This is a genomic window from Tsukamurella paurometabola DSM 20162 (assembly GCF_000092225.1).
In the GTDB taxonomy this organism is placed as follows: Bacteria; Actinomycetota; Actinomycetes; order Mycobacteriales; family Mycobacteriaceae; genus Tsukamurella; species Tsukamurella paurometabola.
Genome location: NC_014158.1, coordinates 3514201 through 3531730 on the forward strand (window position 1 = coordinate 3514201; position 17530 = coordinate 3531730).

Consider the following 17530-nt stretch of genomic DNA (forward strand, 5'->3'; position numbering starts at 1 on the left):
GTTCCCCGCGGCTGAGCCCGGGGGTGTGAACGTCGAGGAGGGGACGATGAGGGATGCGGCCGCGGGAGCCCCGTGGGTCAGCCCGCGGGGCGGGTGGCGCGGCGGCGGGGCTGCTGGGCGCGCCCCTGACTCTGCGGCCGGCCCTGGCCCGACGGCGCCTGGCGCTGCCCGGAACGCTGCTGGCCACCGCGGGCCTGCCCGCCCTGGCCGCGTCCGGCTGCGTCGGACCGCGGGCCGGTGCCCTTGCCGCGGCCGGCACGACCCCGGCCCGGCGCGTGTCCGCCGCCGGCCCGGCGCTGCTGCTGCGGCGCGGGTTCCGGCGCGGGCTTGACGAACGGTGCGGGCGCGCCCACGAGTTCGGTCACCACGGGCGCGGTCGCGGTGACCGCGACGGGACGCGCACTGATCGCGGCCTTCTTGAGCAGGGCCACGGTGTCGCGCTTCTGTTCGGTGAGCATCACGGTGACCACGGTGCCGGCGCTGCCCGCGCGGGCGGTGCGGCCGCTGCGGTGCAGGTAGGCCTTGTGCTCGGCGGGCGGGTCGACGTGCACGACCAGCTCGATGTCGTCGACGTGCACGCCGCGGGCGGCGATATCAGTGGCGACCAGCACGCGGGCGGCGCCGGTGCTGAAGGCCTCCAGGTTCCGGTCGCGCTGCGGCTGGCTCAGGTTGCCGTGCAGATCGCGGGCGGGGATGCCCTGCGCGGTGAGCTGCTTGGCCAGCTTCTTGGCCTGGTGCTTGGTGCGAGTGAACAGGATGCGTCGGCCCATGCCGGAGGCGAGCACGCGCACCAGTTCGGACTTGTCGTCCTTGCCGCTCACTTCGAAGACGTGGTGGGTCATATCGGCGACCGGCGAGTTCTCCGGATCGACGGAGTGCATCACGGGCTCGGAGAGGAACTTGCGCACCAGCTTGTCGACGCCGTTGTCGAGCGTCGCCGAGAACAGCATGCGCTGCCCGTCGGACGGGGTGGCGGCGAGGATCCGGGTGACCACGGGCAGGAAGCCCAGGTCGGCCATGTGGTCGGCCTCGTCGAGCACGGTGACGGCCACGTCGGACAGATCGACGATGCGCTGACGCATCAGGTCCTCGAGGCGGCCGGGGCAGGCCACCACGATATCGACGCCGGCCGCGAGCGCTTGCTCCTGACGGGACTGCTTGACCCCGCCGAAGATGGTGGTCACGGTCAGGCCGAGGGCCTTGGCCAGCGGTTCCACGGTGGCGGTGATCTGGGTGGCCAGCTCGCGGGTGGGCGCGAGCACCAGGCCCACGGGGCGGCCGGGCCGGCGGCGCGAGCCGCGAGCCTCGTCGACCGCCACGACCAGCGGGATCGCGAAGGCGAGCGTCTTGCCGGAGCCGGTCTTTCCGCGGCCCAGCACGTCGCGGCCGGCGAGGGTGTCGGGCAGGGTATCGGCCTGGATGGGGAAGGGGGTGGGCCGATCCATCGCGACGAGGGCGTCGACGACGCCGGCGGGCACGCCGAGGTCGGTGAAGGAAGGTGCGGACACAGAAGTGGTCACAGAGGTGGTCAAGGCGGAGATGTACCTAACGCTGGTGGGTGGCGAAGGCGGCGGTGGCCGCGTCCGTTCGCCGCAAGAAAAGAACCGGGAGGCGTCTGCGAACCGCGGGCGGCGAGACGGCTGTGGGCCCGGGAGCCCTACGACGGCGCGGAACGTTAGCGTTCCGCATCACCTACCAGCATAGCAAAGGTCCATCTCGTGGCCCGCATCCGCGCGCGTGGTGACGCCCCCGGAGCTTCCCGACACCGCGCTGATGGGTAAGAATGTGGGAACAGGCACGCATCTGCGCGTGACTCGGGGGAGGTAGACGATGGCAGGGAAGACGAGGCGGATCGCGGCAGCACTGCTCGCCGCCGGGACCGTGACGCTGACGGGATGCGCGACGGTACCCGGCACCGGTTCGGCAGACCCCACGGCCGTGCAGGCCTACGAATCGACGCTCGCCTCGTCGCGGGCCGAGGCTGCCGCCTCCGCCGCGAAGTCGGCGTGCGCGTCGTGGCGCACCGGGTACGACACCCGATTCGCGGCGACCAAGGCGATGGCCGACTACACCCGCACCCCCGGGGCGAACTGGGACGGCATCACGCCCACCCTCGATGCGAACATCGCGGCGATCGCGACCGAGTCCGGCAAGTTGCCCGGGATCATCACCACCGCGGACCCGAACCCGAACATCCGGGGCCTGCTGGTGGACTACAAGACCAAGCTCGACGCCTACGGCGACGGACTCAAGGCCGACCGGATCACCCGCGGCACGGAGGACAAGACGTGGGCCAAGGCCGGTCCGGCCGAGGCCGCGCTGGCGTCGTCAGCACGAGCGCTGCGGAGCGCCTGCGGGTAGGTCCGGTTGCGCGGTGCACGACCGCAACGCCACCTGCAACGAGATCAACGACGGCTGAACGACGAAACCCCCGGTCCCTTCCTCGCGGAAGAGCCGGGGGCTTCGAGTCTGTGCGGTGGTGGAACCGGCCTTACTTGGCCTTCTCCAGCACCTCCACCAGGCGCCAGTGCTTGCTGGCGCTCAGCGGACGGGTCTCCATGATCCGGACGCGGTCGCCGACACCGGCGACGCCGTCCTCGTCATGCGCCTTCACCTTGGAGGTGGTGCGGATGATCTTGCCGTACAGGGCGTGCTTCACACGGTCCTCGAGCTCGACGACGATGGTCTTCTCCATCTTGTCGGACACGACGTACCCGATACGGACCTTGCGGCTGTTGCGCTGCTCAGTGGTCACATTGCTTCCGTTCTCACTCATGCGGCGTCACCCTCCGGACCCGACGCCAGGCCGAGCTCCCGCTCGCGCAGGATCGTGTAGATCCGGGCGATGTCGGTACGCACGGTGCGCAGGCGACGGTTGTTGCTCATCTGTCCGGTGGCCATCTGGAAGCGCAGGTTGAACAGCTCCTCCTTGGCCTCGCGCAGCTTCTCCACCAGTTCGTCCGCGGTGAGACCGCGGAGATCAGCGGCGACGGTGTTGCTCATCAGAACTGCTCCTCTCGGGTCACGATGCGGGTCTTGCAGGGGAGCTTGTGCTGCGCGCGGCGCAGGGCCTCGCGAGCGATCTGCTCATTGGGGTAGGTCATCTCGAACATCACGCGACCGGGCTTGACGTTCGCCACCCACCACTCGGGCGAACCCTTACCGGAACCCATGCGGGTCTCGGCCGGCTTCTTGGTGAGCGGGCGGTCCGGGAAGATGTTGATCCAGACCTTGCCGCCACGCTTGATGTGGCGGTTGATGGCGATACGAGCGGACTCGATCTGGCGGTTGGTGATGTAGGCGGGCTCGAGGGCCTGGATGCCGTAGTCACCGAACGCCACGGTGGTGCCACCCTTGGCGGCGCCGGAGCGCTTGGGGTGATGCTGCTTGCGGTGCTTCACCCGACGGGGGATCAACATGGATCTCAGCCCTCCTGGTTGGTCGTAGCGGGAGCCGCCGTCACAGCCTCGTCGCCGGCGCGGCCGGCCTCGGTGCTGGTGGCGGTGGTGCCCGACGCGCCGCTGCGACGCGGGCGCTGCGGGCGCTCGCGACGCGGGCCACGACGGTCATCGTTGTTCGACGGTGCGGCCAGCTCGCGCCGGCCACCGACGACATCGCCCTTGTAGATCCACACCTTGACGCCGATCCGCCCGAAGGTGGTCTTCGCCTCGTGCAGGCCGTAGTCGATGTCGGCGCGCAGCGTGTGCAGGGGCACGCGGCCCTCGCGGTAGAACTCGCTGCGGCTCATCTCCGCGCCGCCCAGGCGACCCGAGCACTGCACCCGGATGCCCTTGACGTTCGGCTGACGCATCGCCGACTGGATCGCCTTACGCATCGCGCGGCGGAACGCCACGCGGTTGCTCAGCTGCTCAGCGATGCCCTGCGCGACGAGCTGGGCGTCAGCCTCGGAGTTCTTCACCTCGAGGATGTTCAGCTGAACCTGCTTGCCGGTCAGCTTCTCCAGCTCGGAGCGGATGCGGTCGGCCTCCGCGCCGCGGCGGCCGATCACGATGCCCGGACGCGCGGTGTGGATGTCCACCCGCACGCGGTCCCGGGTGCGCTCGATCTCGATCTTGCTGATGCCGGCGCGCTCGAGGCCGTCGGTCAGCTTCTTGCGGATCGCGACGTCTTCCTTGACGTACTCGGCGTACTGCTTATCGGCGTACCAGCGGGACTTCCAGTCCGTGGTGATGCCAAGGCGGAAGCCGTGGGGGTTGATCTTCTGTCCCATGCTTACGCTCCCTTCCGGTTCCGGCTGGCGGCGGGCTTCTTGGACTCCTGCGACTCCACCACGACCGTGATGTGGCTGGTGCGCTTGCGGATCCGGTACGCACGGCCCTGGGCACGCGGCTGGATGCGCTTCATGGTCGGGCCCTCGTTGGCGTACGCCTCCGAGACGACCAGGGTGCGCGGGTCGAGACCCAGGTTGTTCTGCGCGTTGGCGATCGCCGAGGCGAGCACCTTCGCGACCGGCTCGCTGGCCGCCTGCGGCGCGAACCGCAGGATGGCGAGCGCCTGCTCGGCGTCCTTACCGCGGACCAGGTCGATCACGCGGCGGGCCTTCATCGGCGTGACGCGCACGAACTTGGCGGTCGCGGACGCGGTCTGGGGCGCAGCGTTGGTTTCGACTGTGTCGTTGCTCATTAGCGGCGCTTACCCTTCCGGTCGTCCTTGATGTGGCCCTTGAAGGTCCGCGTGGGCGCGAACTCTCCGAGCTTGTGGCCGACCATGTTCTCCGAGACGAACACCGGGACGTGCTTGCGACCGTCGTGGACGGCGAAGGTGTGACCGATGAAGTCGGGGATGATGGTCGAGCGACGCGACCAGGTCTTGATGACCTGCTTGGTGCCCTTGTCGTTCTGCACGTCGACCTTCGCGAGGAGGTGGTCGTCGACGAACGGGCCCTTCTTGAGGCTGCGTGGCATTCTCTAACTCCCTCCTAGCGCTTGTTCTTGCCGGACTTGCGACGACGGACGATCAACTTGTCGCTCGCCTTGTTCTTACGGGTGCGGCCCTCGGGCTTACCCCAGGGGCTCACCGGGTGGCGGCCACCGGAGGTCTTACCCTCACCACCGCCGTGCGGGTGATCGACCGGGTTCATGACGACACCACGGACGGTCGGGCGCTTGCCCTTCCACCGCATGCGGCCGGCCTTGCCCCAGTTGATGTTGCTCTGCTCGGCGTTGCCCACCTCGCCGACGGTGGCGCGGCAGCGCACGTCGACGCGACGGATCTCACCGGAGGGCATACGCAGGGTCGCGTACGCGCCCTCCTTGCCCAGCAGCTGGATGCTGGCACCGGCCGAGCGGGCCATCTTGGCTCCGCCACCGGGACGCAGCTCGACGGCGTGGATCACGGTGCCGGCGGGGATGTTGCGCAGCGGCAGGGCGTTGCCCGGCTTGATGTCGGCGTTCGGGCCCGACTCGACGACGTCGCCCTGTCCCAGCCCCTTCGGCGCGAGAATGTAGCGCTTCTCGCCGTCGAGGTAGTGCAGCAGCGCGATCCGCGAGGTGCGGTTCGGGTCGTACTCGATGTGCGCGACCTTGGCGTTGACGCCGTCCTTGTCGTGGCGACGGAAGTCGATGACGCGGTAGGCGCGCTTGTGGCCGCCACCCTTGTGCCGGGTGGTGATGCGGCCGTGCGCGTTACGGCCACCACGGCCGTGCAGCGGACGGATCAGCGACTTCTCCGGGGTCGACCGGGTGATCTCGTCGAAGGTCGAGCCCGACGAGCCGCGGCGACCGGGAGTGGTCGGCTTGTGCTTACGGATAGCCATTTAGCTCGCGCCTCCGAAGATATCGATGGGCTTGCTGTCGGCGCTCAGGGTCACGATGGCGCGCTTGGTGCTCTTGCGCTGTCCGTAACCGGCGCGAGTGCGCTTGCGCTTGCCCGTGCGGTTCAGGGTGTTCACGTTGACGACCTTGACGCCGAAGACCTGCTCCACGGCGATCTTGATCTGCGTCTTGTTCGCGTCCGGGTGCACCAGGAAGGTGTACGTGTTGTCCTCGATCAGGCCGTAGGCCTTCTCGGAGATCACCGGAGCGAGCAGGATGTCCCGCGGGTCGGCGGGGATGGTTGCGGTAGCCATCAGGCGTTCGCCTCCTCGGTCTTCGATGCGCTCGCGATGAACGAACCCAGAGCCTCGCGGCTGAACACCAGGTCATCGGCGTCGAGGACGTCGTAGGTGTTGAGCTGGTCGGGGTAGATCCACTTCGCGTTCGGCAGGTTCTGCACGCTGCGCTGCGCGGTCAGGTCCTCGCGGCCGACGACCACGAGGAACTTCTTGCGCTCGGACAGCTGGGCGAGGAACAGGCGCGCGGTCTTGGTCGACGCCTCCTGGCCGGCCACCAGCTCGGTGACGACGTGGATGCGATCCTCGCGGACCCGCTCGGTGAGGGCACCGCGCAGAGCGGCGGCCTTCATCTTCTTCGGGGTGCGCTGGCTGTAGTCGCGCGGCTGCGGTCCGTGGACGGTGCCTCCGCCGGCGAACTGCGGCGCGCGGGTCGAGCCCTGACGGGCGCGGCCGGTGCCCTTCTGGCGGTACGGCTTGCGGCCACCACCGCGGACCTCGCCGCGGGTCTTGGTGGAGTGCGTGCCGGCACGCGCAGCGGCGAGCTGCGCGATGACCACCTGGTGCATCAGCGAGATGTTGGGCTCCACGTCGAAGATCGCGGCGGGGAGCTCGACGGTGCCGTCGGTCTTGCCATCGGCGGTCTTGACATCGAGAGTCAGCTTGCTCATGCGCGAGCACCACCCTTCACAGCGGTACGGACCATCACGAGGCCGCCCTTGCGACCGGGGATGGCGCCCTTGATCAGCAGGACGCCGGCGTCGGCGTCCACCTTGAACACGGTGAGGTTCTGCGTGGTCACCTTGTCGGAGCCCATGCGGCCGGCCATGCGGACGCCCTTGAAGACGCGGCCCGGAGTGGCGCAGCCACCGATGGAACCGGGGGCACGGTGCACGGCCTGGGCGCCGTGGCTGGCGCCGAGACCGGCGAAGCCGTGGCGCTTCATGACGCCGGCGTAGCCCTTGCCCTTGCTGATGCCGGTCACGTCGACGAACTCGCCGCCGGAGAAGACATCGGCACCCAGCTCCTGGCCGACCTCGTACTCGGAGGTGTCGGCGATGCGGAGCTCGGCGATGTGGCGGCGCGGGGTGACGCCGGCCTTGGCGAACTGGCCCGAGACGGGCTTGTTCACCTTGCGCGGGTCGATGGCGCCGAAGGCGATCTGGACGGCGTCGTAGCCGTCGGTGGCCTCGGTACGGATCTGGGTCACGACGTTCGGCCCGGCCTTGACGACGGTGACCGGGACGACCCGGTTGTTCTCGTCGAAGACCTGGGTCATGCCGAGCTTGGTGCCCAGGATTCCCTTGATCTTGTTCTCAGTCATTATCAGTTCTCCGCAGCCGCTTACTGGATGTTCACGTCGACGCTCGCCGGCAGGTCGATACGCATGAGCGCGTCGACCGTCTTCGGCGTCGGGTCCAGGATGTCGATCAGCCGCTTGTGGGTGCGCATCTCGAAGTGCTCCCGCGAGTCCTTGTACTTGTGCGGCGAGCGGATGACGCAGTACACGTTCTTCTCCGTCGGCAGCGGCACGGGACCGACGACACGAGCGCCGGTGCGGGTCACGGTCTCGACGATCTTCCGAGCAGACGCGTCGATCGCCTCATGGTCATAGGCCTTGAGCCTGATGCGGATCTTCTGTCCCGCCACGCTGTGTCCTCTTCCGTCAAGTGTTCACGTTTTGCCAGCACACTTCACAGGTCTTTACAACCCCGCCCGCGGGCGGAATCCCCCGCACTCTTCCACGGGTTCGATGAGTCGATCGACGCTGTTCATGTGTCAAATTGCTCCGGTCCACGCGGTCGGGCGTGTCGCGCTGCCGCTCAGGTTCCACCCCGGGCCTTATCCCTGTGGGGCGGGCCCTTTCGGACCGGATGGCTCCCGCGAGGGGTGCCAAGCGATACCTTCTCGCACACGCCGCGGTCGCAACAGACCACGCCGCCCGCGGAAGGCAACCTGACCAGTATGCACTGGATCCGCCTCAGGTTCAAATCCGCAGGCGGTCCACCCCCCCGTGGCCGACGAACGTCACACGCATGGGGTGCCGCGCTCTGGAACAATTCGAGTATGACCAAGCAGCGCGCCGCGCAGAAGCTGGGCGCGCTGATCCTCGTGGGTTCACTGTGCGCCGGGGTTGCGGGCTGCACCATCGGCACCGTCGATCCCGCACCGTCGTCGCCGGCCGCTCCAGCGTCCGCGTCGCGGGCCCCCGTGCGCGACGACGCCGTGCGCTACGCCTACCCGGCCCCGAACGCCGACCCCGCACAGAATTACGGGAAGCTCTACCTGCCACCGGGCCGGCACGATGCACGCAGTCTGCCGGTGGTGATGCTGATCCACGGAGGTGGCTGGAAGGCCCGTGCCACCGAGCGGTACATGGCCGATGTCGCACGCCAGCTGCAGTCCGCGGGGCTGGCGGTGTGGAACATCGAGTATCGGCGCGTGGGCTCGGGCGGCGGGTGGCCCACCACGTTCACCGATGTGGGCAACGCCGCCGACTTCATCCCTGCGTTGGCACAGCGGGTGCCCGCGCTCGATCCGACGAACGTGATCTTCGTGGGCCACTCGGCAGGCGGTCAGCTCGCGGCGTGGGCGGCCACCCGGCGCACGCTCCCGCCGGGCGCCCCCGGAGTGACCTGGCCGCCGGGCGGCGCGCCCGCGCTGGTACCGCGCGCATTCGTGTCGATGGCCGGCGTGCTCGACATGCGCACATCGTCGCGGATGAACGACCACGTGCGGATGGCGCTGGGCGGCATGCCGGATCAGGTGCCGGAGAGGTACGCACTGGCCAATCCGATCCAACGGATCGATCCGGGGATGCCCGCGGTCGCGATCCACGGCACCCGAGACGGCATCGTCCCGGCCCAGGAGTCCACCGACTTCGTCCAGAAGGCTCAGGCTGCCGGAGAGAAGGCACTGCTGGTCTCGCTGGACGGCGCGACCCACGGCACGCCGGTGAACGTGAAATCGCAGTGGTGGCCCACTATCGAGGACACGATCGTCCGGTTGGCCACGCGCGGCTTCGACGATCTGGCGGCGAACGCCCCGCAGCCGCCGCGCTGATCGGCGTCAGGTGTTGGCGAACCACGCCTTCGACGCCGCCGGCGCCCACAGCAGGATCGGGACGGCGATGGTGGCGATGACGCCCCAGCAGGTGAGCAGCATCAGCGCCGACGCCACAGTGGCGAGGATGGCGACGGCCTTGCTGCGCTTGAGCAGCAGCAGCACGCCCGACGCGATACCACCGATCGAGATGACCAGTCCGATGATCCCCGCGACCACCACGATGGCGGTCGCCGTGGAGGCGTCCAGGCCCGGGGTGGTCGAATCCGCGGGCCCGGCGATCAGGGTGATCACCTGCAGCAGCGCGAGGATGCCGCCGATCACGATGAGCACGATCGCCGCCGCGAGCACCGTGGTCGGGCGAGCCATGGGCACCGGCTGCCCCGCCGCCTGCGGATATCCGGGCTGGGGATAGCCGGGGTAGCCGGGTTGCGCGTACGGCTGCTGGTACCCGTAGTTCGGCGGTCCACCCTGCGGCGCCCCGTACGGCTGTTGCCCGTACGGCTGCTGCCCGTACGGATTCTGGCCGTACGGCTGCTGTGGACCGCCGCCGTACTGATTCGGATCGCTCACCGTAGTCCCCCGTCGCTCGGTTTTCTCAAGTGGAGCACATCTCCTCGCGCGACGCTCGAACTTACCGCAGAGTAAGGTAGCGATCATGACTGACACCACCGGCACGTACAAGCTGTGGCGCAAGCTCAGCGATAAGCCGCTCGGCAAGCTCGCCTTCTCCGCCGGCGCCTCCCTCAAGGCCCCCTACTTCGCCTCGGTGACGCCGTACGTCGCGGAGCTCGAGTACGGCCACGCCGTGGTCAAGGGTCCGAAGTGGTGGTTCGTGCAGAACCACATCGGCACCTTCCACGCGATCGCCGCCTGCAACCTGGCGGAGGTCGGGATGGGGATGGTGATGGAGGCGTCCACCCCGGCCAGCCATCGCTGGTTGCCGAAGTCGATGAAGGTGGACTACCTGGCCAAGGCGGAATCGTCGCTCACGGCGACCGCCAGCTTCCTGGAGCCGGTCGACTGGGACGCGATCACCGCGGGCCAGGACGTGGTGGTCGACATCGCGATCCGCGACAACAAGGGCACCGAGGTGGTGCACGCCCAGATCACCACCTGGGTCACACCAAAGCCCGCGAAGTAGACGTTTTCTACCTCTTCAATCACACACGTCTCTATAGTTAACAGAGGCAACTCGGTTTACACGGGGCGTTGGCTGTGGCACGCTACCGTCGCACAGGCTTGCCGCACCCGCCCCGACGGGGCACCGCCCCGAACCGAGGAGAGACATGCGTAGCACCCCCGCGCCCCGCGCCCGGACCTCCGCTGCGTCCCTCGCCGTCGCAGCCGCCGTCGTCGCGCTCGTGCCCGCCGCCGCGAATGCTGAGCCGGTCGCCTCGGTCACCCCCGGCAGCTCGGTACTCACGGTCACCAAGATGACCGGCAATGTGGCCGACGGCCGCGGCTGCACCGTCGGCTTCATCGGTCAGCGTCAGGACGGCACCCGGGTCGGCGTGTACGCCGGCCACTGCGGCGCCCAGGGGCAGCGGGTGGTCGTCGACGGCCGCATCGCCGGCGTCAACGTCGCCTCCTCGGCTCCGGCACTGACCAAGACCGACACCTTCGTCGTGCCCAACGCCCCGGACTGGGGCGTCTTCGAACTCGATCCGCGCGTCGCCCGCGCCACCCCCGGAGGCAAGATTCGCCCGGCGAGCGTCGGCGTCGCCAAGCCGGGCGACCCCGTGTGCAGCCAGGGCGTCAGCTCGGGCTGGCGCTGCGGCACGGTGATCAGCGTGGACAACGGCTACATCGCCACCACCATCGGGGTCCAGGTCGGCGATAGCGGCGGCCCGCTGGTGCGCAGCACCGACAACGCCGCCCTCGGCCTGGCTTCGCGCGCCGCCACCTTCGACGGCGCGTCCAAGCCCAACGGCTCGCTGTTCTACGACGTCTCGGCCGCTCTCAACGCCGCCGGTCTCGCGCTCGTCGTCGGCTAGCGCCCACTGCCCGGATCCGGCTAGCGCCAGAGGGTCGACGGGTCCGCGACATCCACCGATGGCGGTTCCGGGGCAGCCGCCGGGGTGCGGGAGAACCGCGGCGCCGGAGCCGGTGCGGTGACGCCGCCCACCTCCGGCAAGTTGTTTCGCGCGGCCATATGCGGATGCTTCGGCGCCTCCTCGAAGGTGAGGATCGGCGCGACGCAGGCGTCGGAGTCGAAGAAGATCTCGGCCCACTCGTCGCGGGTCTTCGTCTTGAGCGCGGCCTCCAGCGCGGCGCGCAGCTCGGGCCAGCGGGCCTGATCGAGCTGGTAGGGCAGGTCCTCCTGCTTCAGTCCCAGCTTGGCGAGCAACTCGGCGAAGAACTGCGGCTCGATCGCGCCCACGGAGACGTACTTGCCGTCCGAGGTCTCGTAGGTGTCGTAGAACGGCGCCCCGCCGTCGAGGGTGTTCACGCCGCGTTCGTCGCTCCAGATGCCCTGGCCTCGGAAGTCCCACTGCATCTGGCCGATGAGCGAGGCACCGTCGACCATCGCGACGTCGATCACCTGCCCCTTACCGGACGTGTTCCGCTCGTACAGAGCGGCGAGAACACCGAACACGAGGAACATCGAGCCGCCGGCGAAGTCGCCCACCAGGTTCAGCGGCGGCACCGGACGCTCGCCCTGGCGGCCGATCGCGTGCAGCAGACCTGTGAGCGAGATGTAGTTCATATCGTGGCCGGCGCGCTGCGCGAACGGCCCCTCCTGGCCCCAGCCCGTCATCCGGGCGAACACGATCCGCGGATTGCGTTCGAGCACCACGTCGGGTCCCAGACCCAGGCGCTCCATGACACCGGGCCGGAAACCCTCGACGATCACATCGGCGCGATCGATCAGCTCGAGGATCTGGGCGATGTCGGTCGGATTCTTCAGGTCGGCCTCGACGATGGTGCGGCCGCGCTTGACCATCTGCGGCTTGCCCGTGAGGCCGGCCACGCCCACGCCGGGTCGCTGCACCGACACCACGTCGGCGCCCTGGTCGGCCAGCAGCATGGCCGCGTGTGGGGCGGGGCCCAGACCTGCGAACTCGATCACCTTCAGGCCCGCGAGGGGACCCTGCTTCGTCTGCGTCATGAATGCACGTTAACTTGCCCGTAGGCTGAGCGGGTGACGTGGCTCTCTATTCACGATCCCGACGGCCCGGTGCGGGCGACGCTGATCCTGGCGCACGGCGCGGGCGGTAACCGCGACGCGGCCGTATTGCGGTTGCTCGGTGAGGAATTGGCGCAACGCGCGGTGCGCACCTTGCGCATCGACCTGCCCTATCGCCGGGTGCGCCCGAAGGGTCCGCCGTCACCGTCCGGGCAGGCCGCCGATCGTGCGGCTTTCGCCGAGACCGCACGCCTACTGGAGATCGACGGTCCCGTGATCTGGGGCGGGCACAGCTACGGCGGGCGCATGGCGTCGATGGCCGTCGCGGAGGGCCCCGATCGCCCCGACGTGCTGCTGTTGTCCTCGTACCCGTTGCACCCGCCCGGCCGGCCCGAGAAGGCACGCACGGCCCATCTGCCGGACATCGCGATTCCGACCGTGTTCGTGCACGGCAAGCGCGATCCGTTCGCCACATCGCACGAGCTGGCCGATGCCGCAGCGCTCGTCACCGGCCCCACCACCGTGGTCGAAGTGTCCGCGGCGCACGACCTGGCACCGGCGAAATCGGGTGCACCGGCGAAGGCCGCCGACGCCGTCATCGCGGCGCTGGATCAGCTGAACGCGTAGTCTCCGGTCGTGCATTCAACCGCTTCTTGAGGCGAAGTGCCGGGCGTTCGACCGCCAGGAAGCTGATCAGGGCCACCACCAACGTCGGGACAGTGGCCACGATCCCGAATATCAGGACCGGCAACGATGCCAAACCGGCGATCACGAGCAACTGCTGGATGGGGAAGGCATAGATGTACACCCCGTAGGAGACGTCCCAACGCTCGAATCGCAGCCAGGAGACCTTCACCAGCACTCCGACCGCAAGCACGACGTACGCCCAGGTGATTCCGCCGACCAGGCGATAGTCGGGAAGCCACATCGACAGCACGGTGATCACCATGGCGACCAGAACGTACGGATACGAGCACGGAATCCGGTGCCGGAACTGATAGATCGCAGCTCCGGCCATGAACATGAGGGCGAATCGCGAGCCGAACGCCACGGTCCAGTGCACCTCGGTGACGGTCTTGAGCAGTACCGCGAACCACGATGCGATGAAGAGCCCGACTATGACCCAGGAACGGGTGCGTGAGCTCTTCAGCAAACCGCCCACCCCCGCGATGAGAACGCCGAGATAGCACAGCAATTCCCACCCCAGCGTCCACAGTGATCCGTCCCAAGCGCCGCTCCAGGGGATGTCCGCCGGCGTACCTCCGACGTCGAACTGCATCATCCAGATCGCGATGTTCGCCCAGATGTACTGCAGGGGGGGCATCGCTGGTCAGCAGCGCCATCCAATCCCGACGCTGAAGGTACAAACCGAGCGGCGCTACCAGATAGGCCGTGACGATCAGGCAGACATAGAACGCCGGGGCGATCCTCAACAGGCGCGCAACAACGTATGCGCGGACCTGCGGCCGACTCACCCAACTGCCGGTGATCAAGAATCCGGACACCGCGAAGAAGCCGTCGACCCAGACGCTATCCATGAGCTGATGCATCGCAGGATTGGAAATCGAACGACCGGTCAGCGGGAACGAATGCCAGAAAATCACACCCAGAGCCATCAGGAGACGGATGGCGTTGAACGCGTTGAATTTCGGATCGTACCGATCGGCGAGCATCGCCACAGTATGCCAAAGGCGAAACCTGCACACGCACGGGCCTGATGCAATTGCACATACATCTATTCCCCGCGGAACCGAATTCAAACATCACATTGTGAATGTCATCGGGTATCGCGCATCGCCGACCGCGAGGCATCAACCTCCCGTGACCGGCACGAGCCGGGCTGTCCGGTTCAGTTGAACGCGTAGTCGTCGATCGGGAAGGTGCGGGCGTCGCGGCGTGCTCCGATCACCGAGCTGGGGCGGAGCAGGGTCGCCTCGCCGTGCGGATCGAAGTAGTAGCTCCGGCTGCCTTCGCAGGATCCGAGCTGGAACACCGAGCGCCCCAGGCGATCACTCATGGTGTCCAGGAACTCGGCATTGGCCCGTTCGGTGACCTCGACGGTGCGGGCCCCGCGCGTACGCGCTTCTTCGAGGACGCGGCGCAGGTGCACCATCTGCGCCTCGATGGTCCAGAAGTACGAGAGTCCGGTGTAGCTGTACGGGCTGTGCAGGCTGAAGAAATTGGGGAACTTCGGCACCGCCATGCCCTCGTAGGCCTGGAATCGGTTCTCACGCCACCACTGTCCGAGGTTGCGTCCGTCCCGACCGGTCACGTCGATCGCGGGGAAGTTCTTCTCCCACAGCGAGAACCCGGTGGCCAATACCAAGGTGTCGATCTCGTGGACGGTGCCGTTGTCCATCTCGATTCCGCGGGGAAGCACCCGGCGGATCGTGGTGGGCTCGAGCGTCACGTTCTCTCGTGAGAACGTCGGGAAATAGGTGTTGGAGAACGTGGGTCGCTTGCACCCGAAGGAGTAGTCCGGGGTGAGCGCGGCACGGATCCGCTTGTCGGGCACCTGCGCCCGCAAGTGCGCCTTGGCGAGCTGGGCGGCCATCGCATTGAACCGGTGCCCGTACTTGTAGTTCAGTACGCCCACGGTGCTGAGCACTTCCAGCACTGCCGAGTTGACCAGACGGGCGAGACGCTGAGTGAAAGGTGCGGCACCGAACAGACCGCGAACCGGAGCCGGGACCGCGAAGTCGACTTTGGGCACCACCCAGATCGGGGTGCGCTGGAACACGGTGAGCTGCCGAGCCACCTTGGCGAGCTCGGGAACGAGTTGAACACCCGTCGCACCCGTGCCGATCACGCCGATCCTGCGGCCCGCGAGGTCGGCCTCGTCGTCCCACTTGGCGCTGTGGATCACGGTGCCGGCGAAATCGTCGATGCCCTCGATATCGGGGAGCTTGGGCTGACTGAGGAATCCGGTGGCGGTCACCAGGTACCGCGTGCGCAGCGGTTCACCGCCGGCGATCCGGACCTCCCACTCGGAGGCCTCGGCGTCCCAGCTCGCCCCCGTGACGTCAACGCCGAAGCGCATCTTCGGGCGCAGGCCGTACTTGTCGGCCACGTGACTGGCGTAGGCCTTGAGCTCGCTCCCCGGCGCGTACAGCCGGGACCAGTTCGGGTTCGGCTCGAAGGAGTAGGAGTAGGTCACCGAAGCGATGTCCACGGCGAGTCCCGGGTAGTGGTTGACGTGCCAGGTTCCGCCGAGATCGTCCTCACGCTCCAGGATCACCACGTCGTCGATGCCCATCCGGCCCAGCTCGATCGCGGCGCCCATACCGCCGAAGCCGGCGCCCACGATGATCACGTCATGCGTCATAGATACCGATGGTATTCGAATACCGCGAGATTTCAATGCGCGACTACCCTGGGCGCATGAGCGAAGACGACCCGGCAACGCGACTGCGGCGCGGGGCGAAGCTGGGTGGCGCGGTGGCGCGCCAGGCCGTCGACCGGACGGTGACCCGCGCGACCACGCGGTCGACCACCCCGGAACAGCGGGCGGCGGCCGAGGAGAAGGCGGCGTTGCGCGCCGCCGACCGCCTGGTCGCGGTGCTCGGGTCGATGCGCGGCGCGGCGATGAAGGTCGGGCAGGCGCTCGCCACCGTCGACCTGGGCCTGGTCCCCGAGCACGCGCTGCCCGCTTTCCAGGAGAAGCTCACCGCCCTGACCGACCGCGCTCCCGGCGCCGAGTTCGGTGAGATCGACGCGGTGATCGCCGCGGACTGCCCACGCGGGGCGTTCGCCGAGATCGATCCCGAGCCGATGGCCGCGGCGTCGATCGGGCAGGTGCATCGCGCCGTCACCGCGGACGGCCGCGACGTGGCGGTCAAGGTGCAGTACCCGGGCATCGAGGCCGCCATCCGCGCCGACCTGAAGAACCTCGGCCTCCTCCTGACCATGTGGCGTGGCCGCCGCGCCACCGCGATCCGCACCGAGTCGGTACTCATGGAGATCAGCGAGACGATCCTGGCCGAACTGGACTACCAGGGTGAGTGCGCCGCACAGGCGAAGGTCGCCCGACGGTACGCGGATCACCCGTTCATCCGGGTGCCCGCGCCGCTGCCCGAGCTCAGTGGCCCGCGGGTACTGGTCACCGAGTTCGTCACCGGCGAGCGGTTCGGCTCCCTGGAGGCCGCACCCCGAGCCGACCGGGACCGGGCGGGCGAGATCCTGCACCGGTTCTATGTGGGTGGCGTGTTCGGCGATGGTGAGTTCTGCGGCGATCCGCACGCCGGGAACGTGCTGGTATGCCCGGACGGCCGCCTCGCCTTCCTCGATTACGGGCTGTACAAGACGCTGGGCCCCGAATCGGGGGCATTCGAGCGGGACTGTTTCACGGCTGCCGACGCAGGCCGCGGAGACGAACTCGCCGCCCTGCTGCGTTCGGTGGGCGCGCTGCGCGGTGAGGGCCCCGACCCCGACACCCTGCTGCGCTACTTCCGGCTCTCGGCCCCCTGGCACCTGCGGCCCGGCGTCTCGACCATCACACCGGCCGAGGTCAAACGCGCGGTCGCCGTCGCGACCACCCCGCCGCCCGCTGATCCCCCGCTCCGGATGCCCGCGGCACACACGTTCTCCCGCCGGGCCGAGCTACTCACCTTCGGGATGATCGGCAACCTGGAATCGTCGGCCGATTGGCACGCGATCTGCCGGGAGTGGATCTACGGCGACGCCCCGGCGACGGAGCTGGGCCGCGAACACGCGGCCTGGTTGCGCCGGGAGTGAAACGCCACGTCGGGTCGTAGCGATCTCTTTCCCAGGAAGGAGATCGATATGAACAGCATCCGCATCATCCTCTCGGCCGGCGCCGCCACCGCAGTGGCAGCCGGGCTCCTCACCGCCCCCGCGCACGCGGAGGACCCCGTCGCGCAGACCGAGGTCTGCCGCGGCTACCCGAATGCCATCTTGGTCACCGCCGGTCAGGCGTGGCGCAGCGGGCCCGACGGTAAGCCCGTCGCGGTCCCCGAGCAGATGGCGATGTCGGTCAGCCGCTCGGCGACGCTGTTCCCGCCACCTCCCCGATCGAATCTGGACGTCACCGTGGACTGGCGCAACACCCGCACCGGCGCGAGCGGCACGATGCATCAGGTCGCCGCGCTCGGGTCCGGCGGCGGATCGGCGTACTTCCCGTTCGTGGCCACCGGTTCCGGCACCATCTCGATTAAGGTCCGGTCGACCGCCAACATCGGCTTCCCGCTCCCGGGCGCCTGCGAGGGCACACGCCTCGTCCGCTGACCGGGCCCCGATAACCTGGAGGG

General features: G+C 68.5%; 23 protein-coding genes and 1 pseudogene. 7 read left to right on the forward strand and 17 right to left on the reverse strand.

The window, feature by feature from the left end; translation table 11 throughout:
* Nucleotides 1-77: 77 nt before the first annotated feature.
* Entirely contained in the window at nt 78-1508 is a 1431-nt protein-coding gene (locus TPAU_RS17105) for a DEAD/DEAH box helicase (RefSeq protein ID WP_013128007.1), read from the reverse strand.
* 322 nt (nt 1509-1830) lie between these two features.
* Between TPAU_RS17105 and TPAU_RS17110 the strand changes: the two genes are divergently transcribed.
* On the forward strand, nt 1831-2361 hold the full coding sequence (locus tag TPAU_RS17110; RefSeq protein ID WP_013128008.1) for a hypothetical protein: 531 nt from the start codon (nt 1831-1833) through the stop codon (nt 2359-2361).
* Nucleotides 2362-2491: 130 nt separating this feature from the next.
* Here the strand turns inward: TPAU_RS17110 and rpsQ are convergent, their stop codons facing one another.
* Genes rpsQ through rpsJ form a run of 11 tightly spaced genes read right to left on the reverse strand, consistent with a single transcriptional unit; the run spans nt 2492 to nt 7720 of the window.
* A complete protein-coding gene (rpsQ, locus tag TPAU_RS17115) occupies nt 2492-2776 on the reverse strand; it encodes a 30S ribosomal protein S17 (protein ID WP_013128009.1) in 285 nt (94 codons plus the stop codon).
* On the reverse strand, nt 2773-3003 hold the full coding sequence (rpmC, locus tag TPAU_RS17120; protein ID WP_013128010.1) for a 50S ribosomal protein L29: 231 nt from the start codon (nt 3001-3003) through the stop codon (nt 2773-2775). Before rpmC ends, rpsQ begins: the two co-directional genes overlap by 4 nt.
* Nucleotides 3003-3419, reverse strand: coding sequence for a 50S ribosomal protein L16 (gene rplP / locus TPAU_RS17125; protein WP_013128011.1), 417 nt, complete (start codon nt 3417-3419; stop codon nt 3003-3005). Before rplP ends, rpmC begins: the two co-directional genes overlap by 1 nt.
* Nucleotides 3420-3424: 5 nt before the next feature.
* The gene (gene rpsC / locus TPAU_RS17130; protein WP_013128012.1) at nt 3425-4231 is read right to left on the reverse strand and encodes a 30S ribosomal protein S3; all 807 of its coding nucleotides are present in this window, start codon (nt 4229-4231) and stop codon (nt 3425-3427) included.
* Nucleotides 4232-4233: 2 nt separating this feature from the next.
* A complete protein-coding gene (rplV, locus tag TPAU_RS17135) occupies nt 4234-4644 on the reverse strand; it encodes a 50S ribosomal protein L22 (RefSeq protein WP_013128013.1) in 411 nt (136 codons plus the stop codon).
* The gene (gene rpsS, locus TPAU_RS17140; protein WP_013128014.1) at nt 4644-4925 is read right to left on the reverse strand and encodes a 30S ribosomal protein S19; all 282 of its coding nucleotides are present in this window, start codon (nt 4923-4925) and stop codon (nt 4644-4646) included. Before rpsS ends, rplV begins: the two co-directional genes overlap by 1 nt.
* Before the next feature lie 14 nt (nt 4926-4939).
* Complete coding sequence (gene rplB, locus TPAU_RS17145; protein ID WP_013128015.1) at nt 4940-5776, reverse strand: 50S ribosomal protein L2; 837 nt, start codon at nt 5774-5776, stop codon at nt 4940-4942.
* On the reverse strand, nt 5777-6088 hold the full coding sequence (gene rplW, locus TPAU_RS17150) for a 50S ribosomal protein L23 (RefSeq protein WP_013128016.1): 312 nt from the start codon (nt 6086-6088) through the stop codon (nt 5777-5779). It abuts the gene before it with no gap.
* Entirely contained in the window at nt 6088-6741 is a 654-nt protein-coding gene (gene rplD, locus TPAU_RS17155) for a 50S ribosomal protein L4 (RefSeq protein WP_013128017.1), read from the reverse strand. Before rplD ends, rplW begins: the two co-directional genes overlap by 1 nt.
* On the reverse strand, nt 6738-7394 hold the full coding sequence (gene rplC / locus TPAU_RS17160) for a 50S ribosomal protein L3 (protein WP_013128018.1): 657 nt from the start codon (nt 7392-7394) through the stop codon (nt 6738-6740). The genes rplD and rplC overlap by 4 nt, the downstream gene beginning before the upstream one ends.
* 20 nt (nt 7395-7414) lie before the next feature.
* Nucleotides 7415-7720, reverse strand: coding sequence for a 30S ribosomal protein S10 (rpsJ, locus tag TPAU_RS17165; RefSeq protein ID WP_003938093.1), 306 nt, complete (start codon nt 7718-7720; stop codon nt 7415-7417).
* Nucleotides 7721-8137: 417 nt separating this feature from the next.
* On the opposite strand from rpsJ, the gene TPAU_RS17170 reads away from it, so the two are divergent.
* A complete protein-coding gene (locus TPAU_RS17170; protein ID WP_013128019.1) occupies nt 8138-9133 on the forward strand; it encodes an alpha/beta hydrolase family protein in 996 nt (331 codons plus the stop codon).
* Between the two features lie 6 nt (nt 9134-9139).
* On the opposite strand, the gene TPAU_RS23235 is transcribed toward TPAU_RS17170, so the two are convergent.
* Nucleotides 9140-9706, reverse strand: coding sequence for a hypothetical protein (locus tag TPAU_RS23235; protein ID WP_013128020.1), 567 nt, complete (start codon nt 9704-9706; stop codon nt 9140-9142).
* 85 nt (nt 9707-9791) lie between these two features.
* On the opposite strand from TPAU_RS23235, the gene TPAU_RS17180 reads away from it, so the two are divergent.
* Together TPAU_RS17180 and TPAU_RS17185 are read left to right on the forward strand one after the other, a co-directional pair.
* On the forward strand, nt 9792-10277 hold the full coding sequence (locus TPAU_RS17180; RefSeq protein WP_013128021.1) for a hotdog fold domain-containing protein: 486 nt from the start codon (nt 9792-9794) through the stop codon (nt 10275-10277).
* A 145-nt stretch (nt 10278-10422) separates the two neighbouring features.
* On the forward strand, nt 10423-11130 hold the full coding sequence (locus tag TPAU_RS17185; protein ID WP_013128022.1) for a chymotrypsin family serine protease: 708 nt from the start codon (nt 10423-10425) through the stop codon (nt 11128-11130).
* Nucleotides 11131-11150: 20 nt separating this feature from the next.
* On the opposite strand, the gene TPAU_RS17190 is transcribed toward TPAU_RS17185, so the two are convergent.
* Entirely contained in the window at nt 11151-12245 is a 1095-nt protein-coding gene (locus TPAU_RS17190; protein ID WP_013128023.1) for a CaiB/BaiF CoA transferase family protein, read from the reverse strand.
* Between the two features lie 33 nt (nt 12246-12278).
* On the opposite strand from TPAU_RS17190, the gene TPAU_RS17195 reads away from it, so the two are divergent.
* Nucleotides 12279-12890, forward strand: coding sequence for an alpha/beta hydrolase family protein (locus TPAU_RS17195; RefSeq protein WP_013128024.1), 612 nt, complete (start codon nt 12279-12281; stop codon nt 12888-12890).
* Here TPAU_RS17195 and TPAU_RS17200 read toward each other — a convergent pair.
* The 3 genes and pseudogenes from TPAU_RS17200 to TPAU_RS17205 form a co-directional block, all read right to left on the reverse strand.
* Complete coding sequence (locus TPAU_RS17200) at nt 12859-13587, reverse strand: acyltransferase family protein (RefSeq protein ID WP_049825885.1); 729 nt, start codon at nt 13585-13587, stop codon at nt 12859-12861. The genes TPAU_RS17195 and TPAU_RS17200 overlap by 32 nt on opposite strands.
* A 61-nt stretch (nt 13588-13648) precedes the next feature.
* Nucleotides 13649-13936: pseudogene (locus TPAU_RS23615) on the reverse strand (acyltransferase family protein); the annotation flags it as partial.
* 176 nt (nt 13937-14112) lie between these two features.
* A complete protein-coding gene (locus tag TPAU_RS17205; protein WP_013128025.1) occupies nt 14113-15588 on the reverse strand; it encodes a flavin-containing monooxygenase in 1476 nt (491 codons plus the stop codon).
* Between the two features lie 56 nt (nt 15589-15644).
* Between TPAU_RS17205 and TPAU_RS17210 the strand changes: the two genes are divergently transcribed.
* Complete coding sequence (locus tag TPAU_RS17210; RefSeq protein ID WP_013128026.1) at nt 15645-16997, forward strand: ABC1 kinase family protein; 1353 nt, start codon at nt 15645-15647, stop codon at nt 16995-16997.
* A 48-nt stretch (nt 16998-17045) separates the two neighbouring features.
* Nucleotides 17046-17507 (forward strand): hypothetical protein, encoded by a 462-nt coding sequence (locus TPAU_RS17215; protein ID WP_013128027.1) that lies wholly within the window; start codon nt 17046-17048, stop codon nt 17505-17507.
* Nucleotides 17508-17530 lie beyond the last annotated feature (23 nt).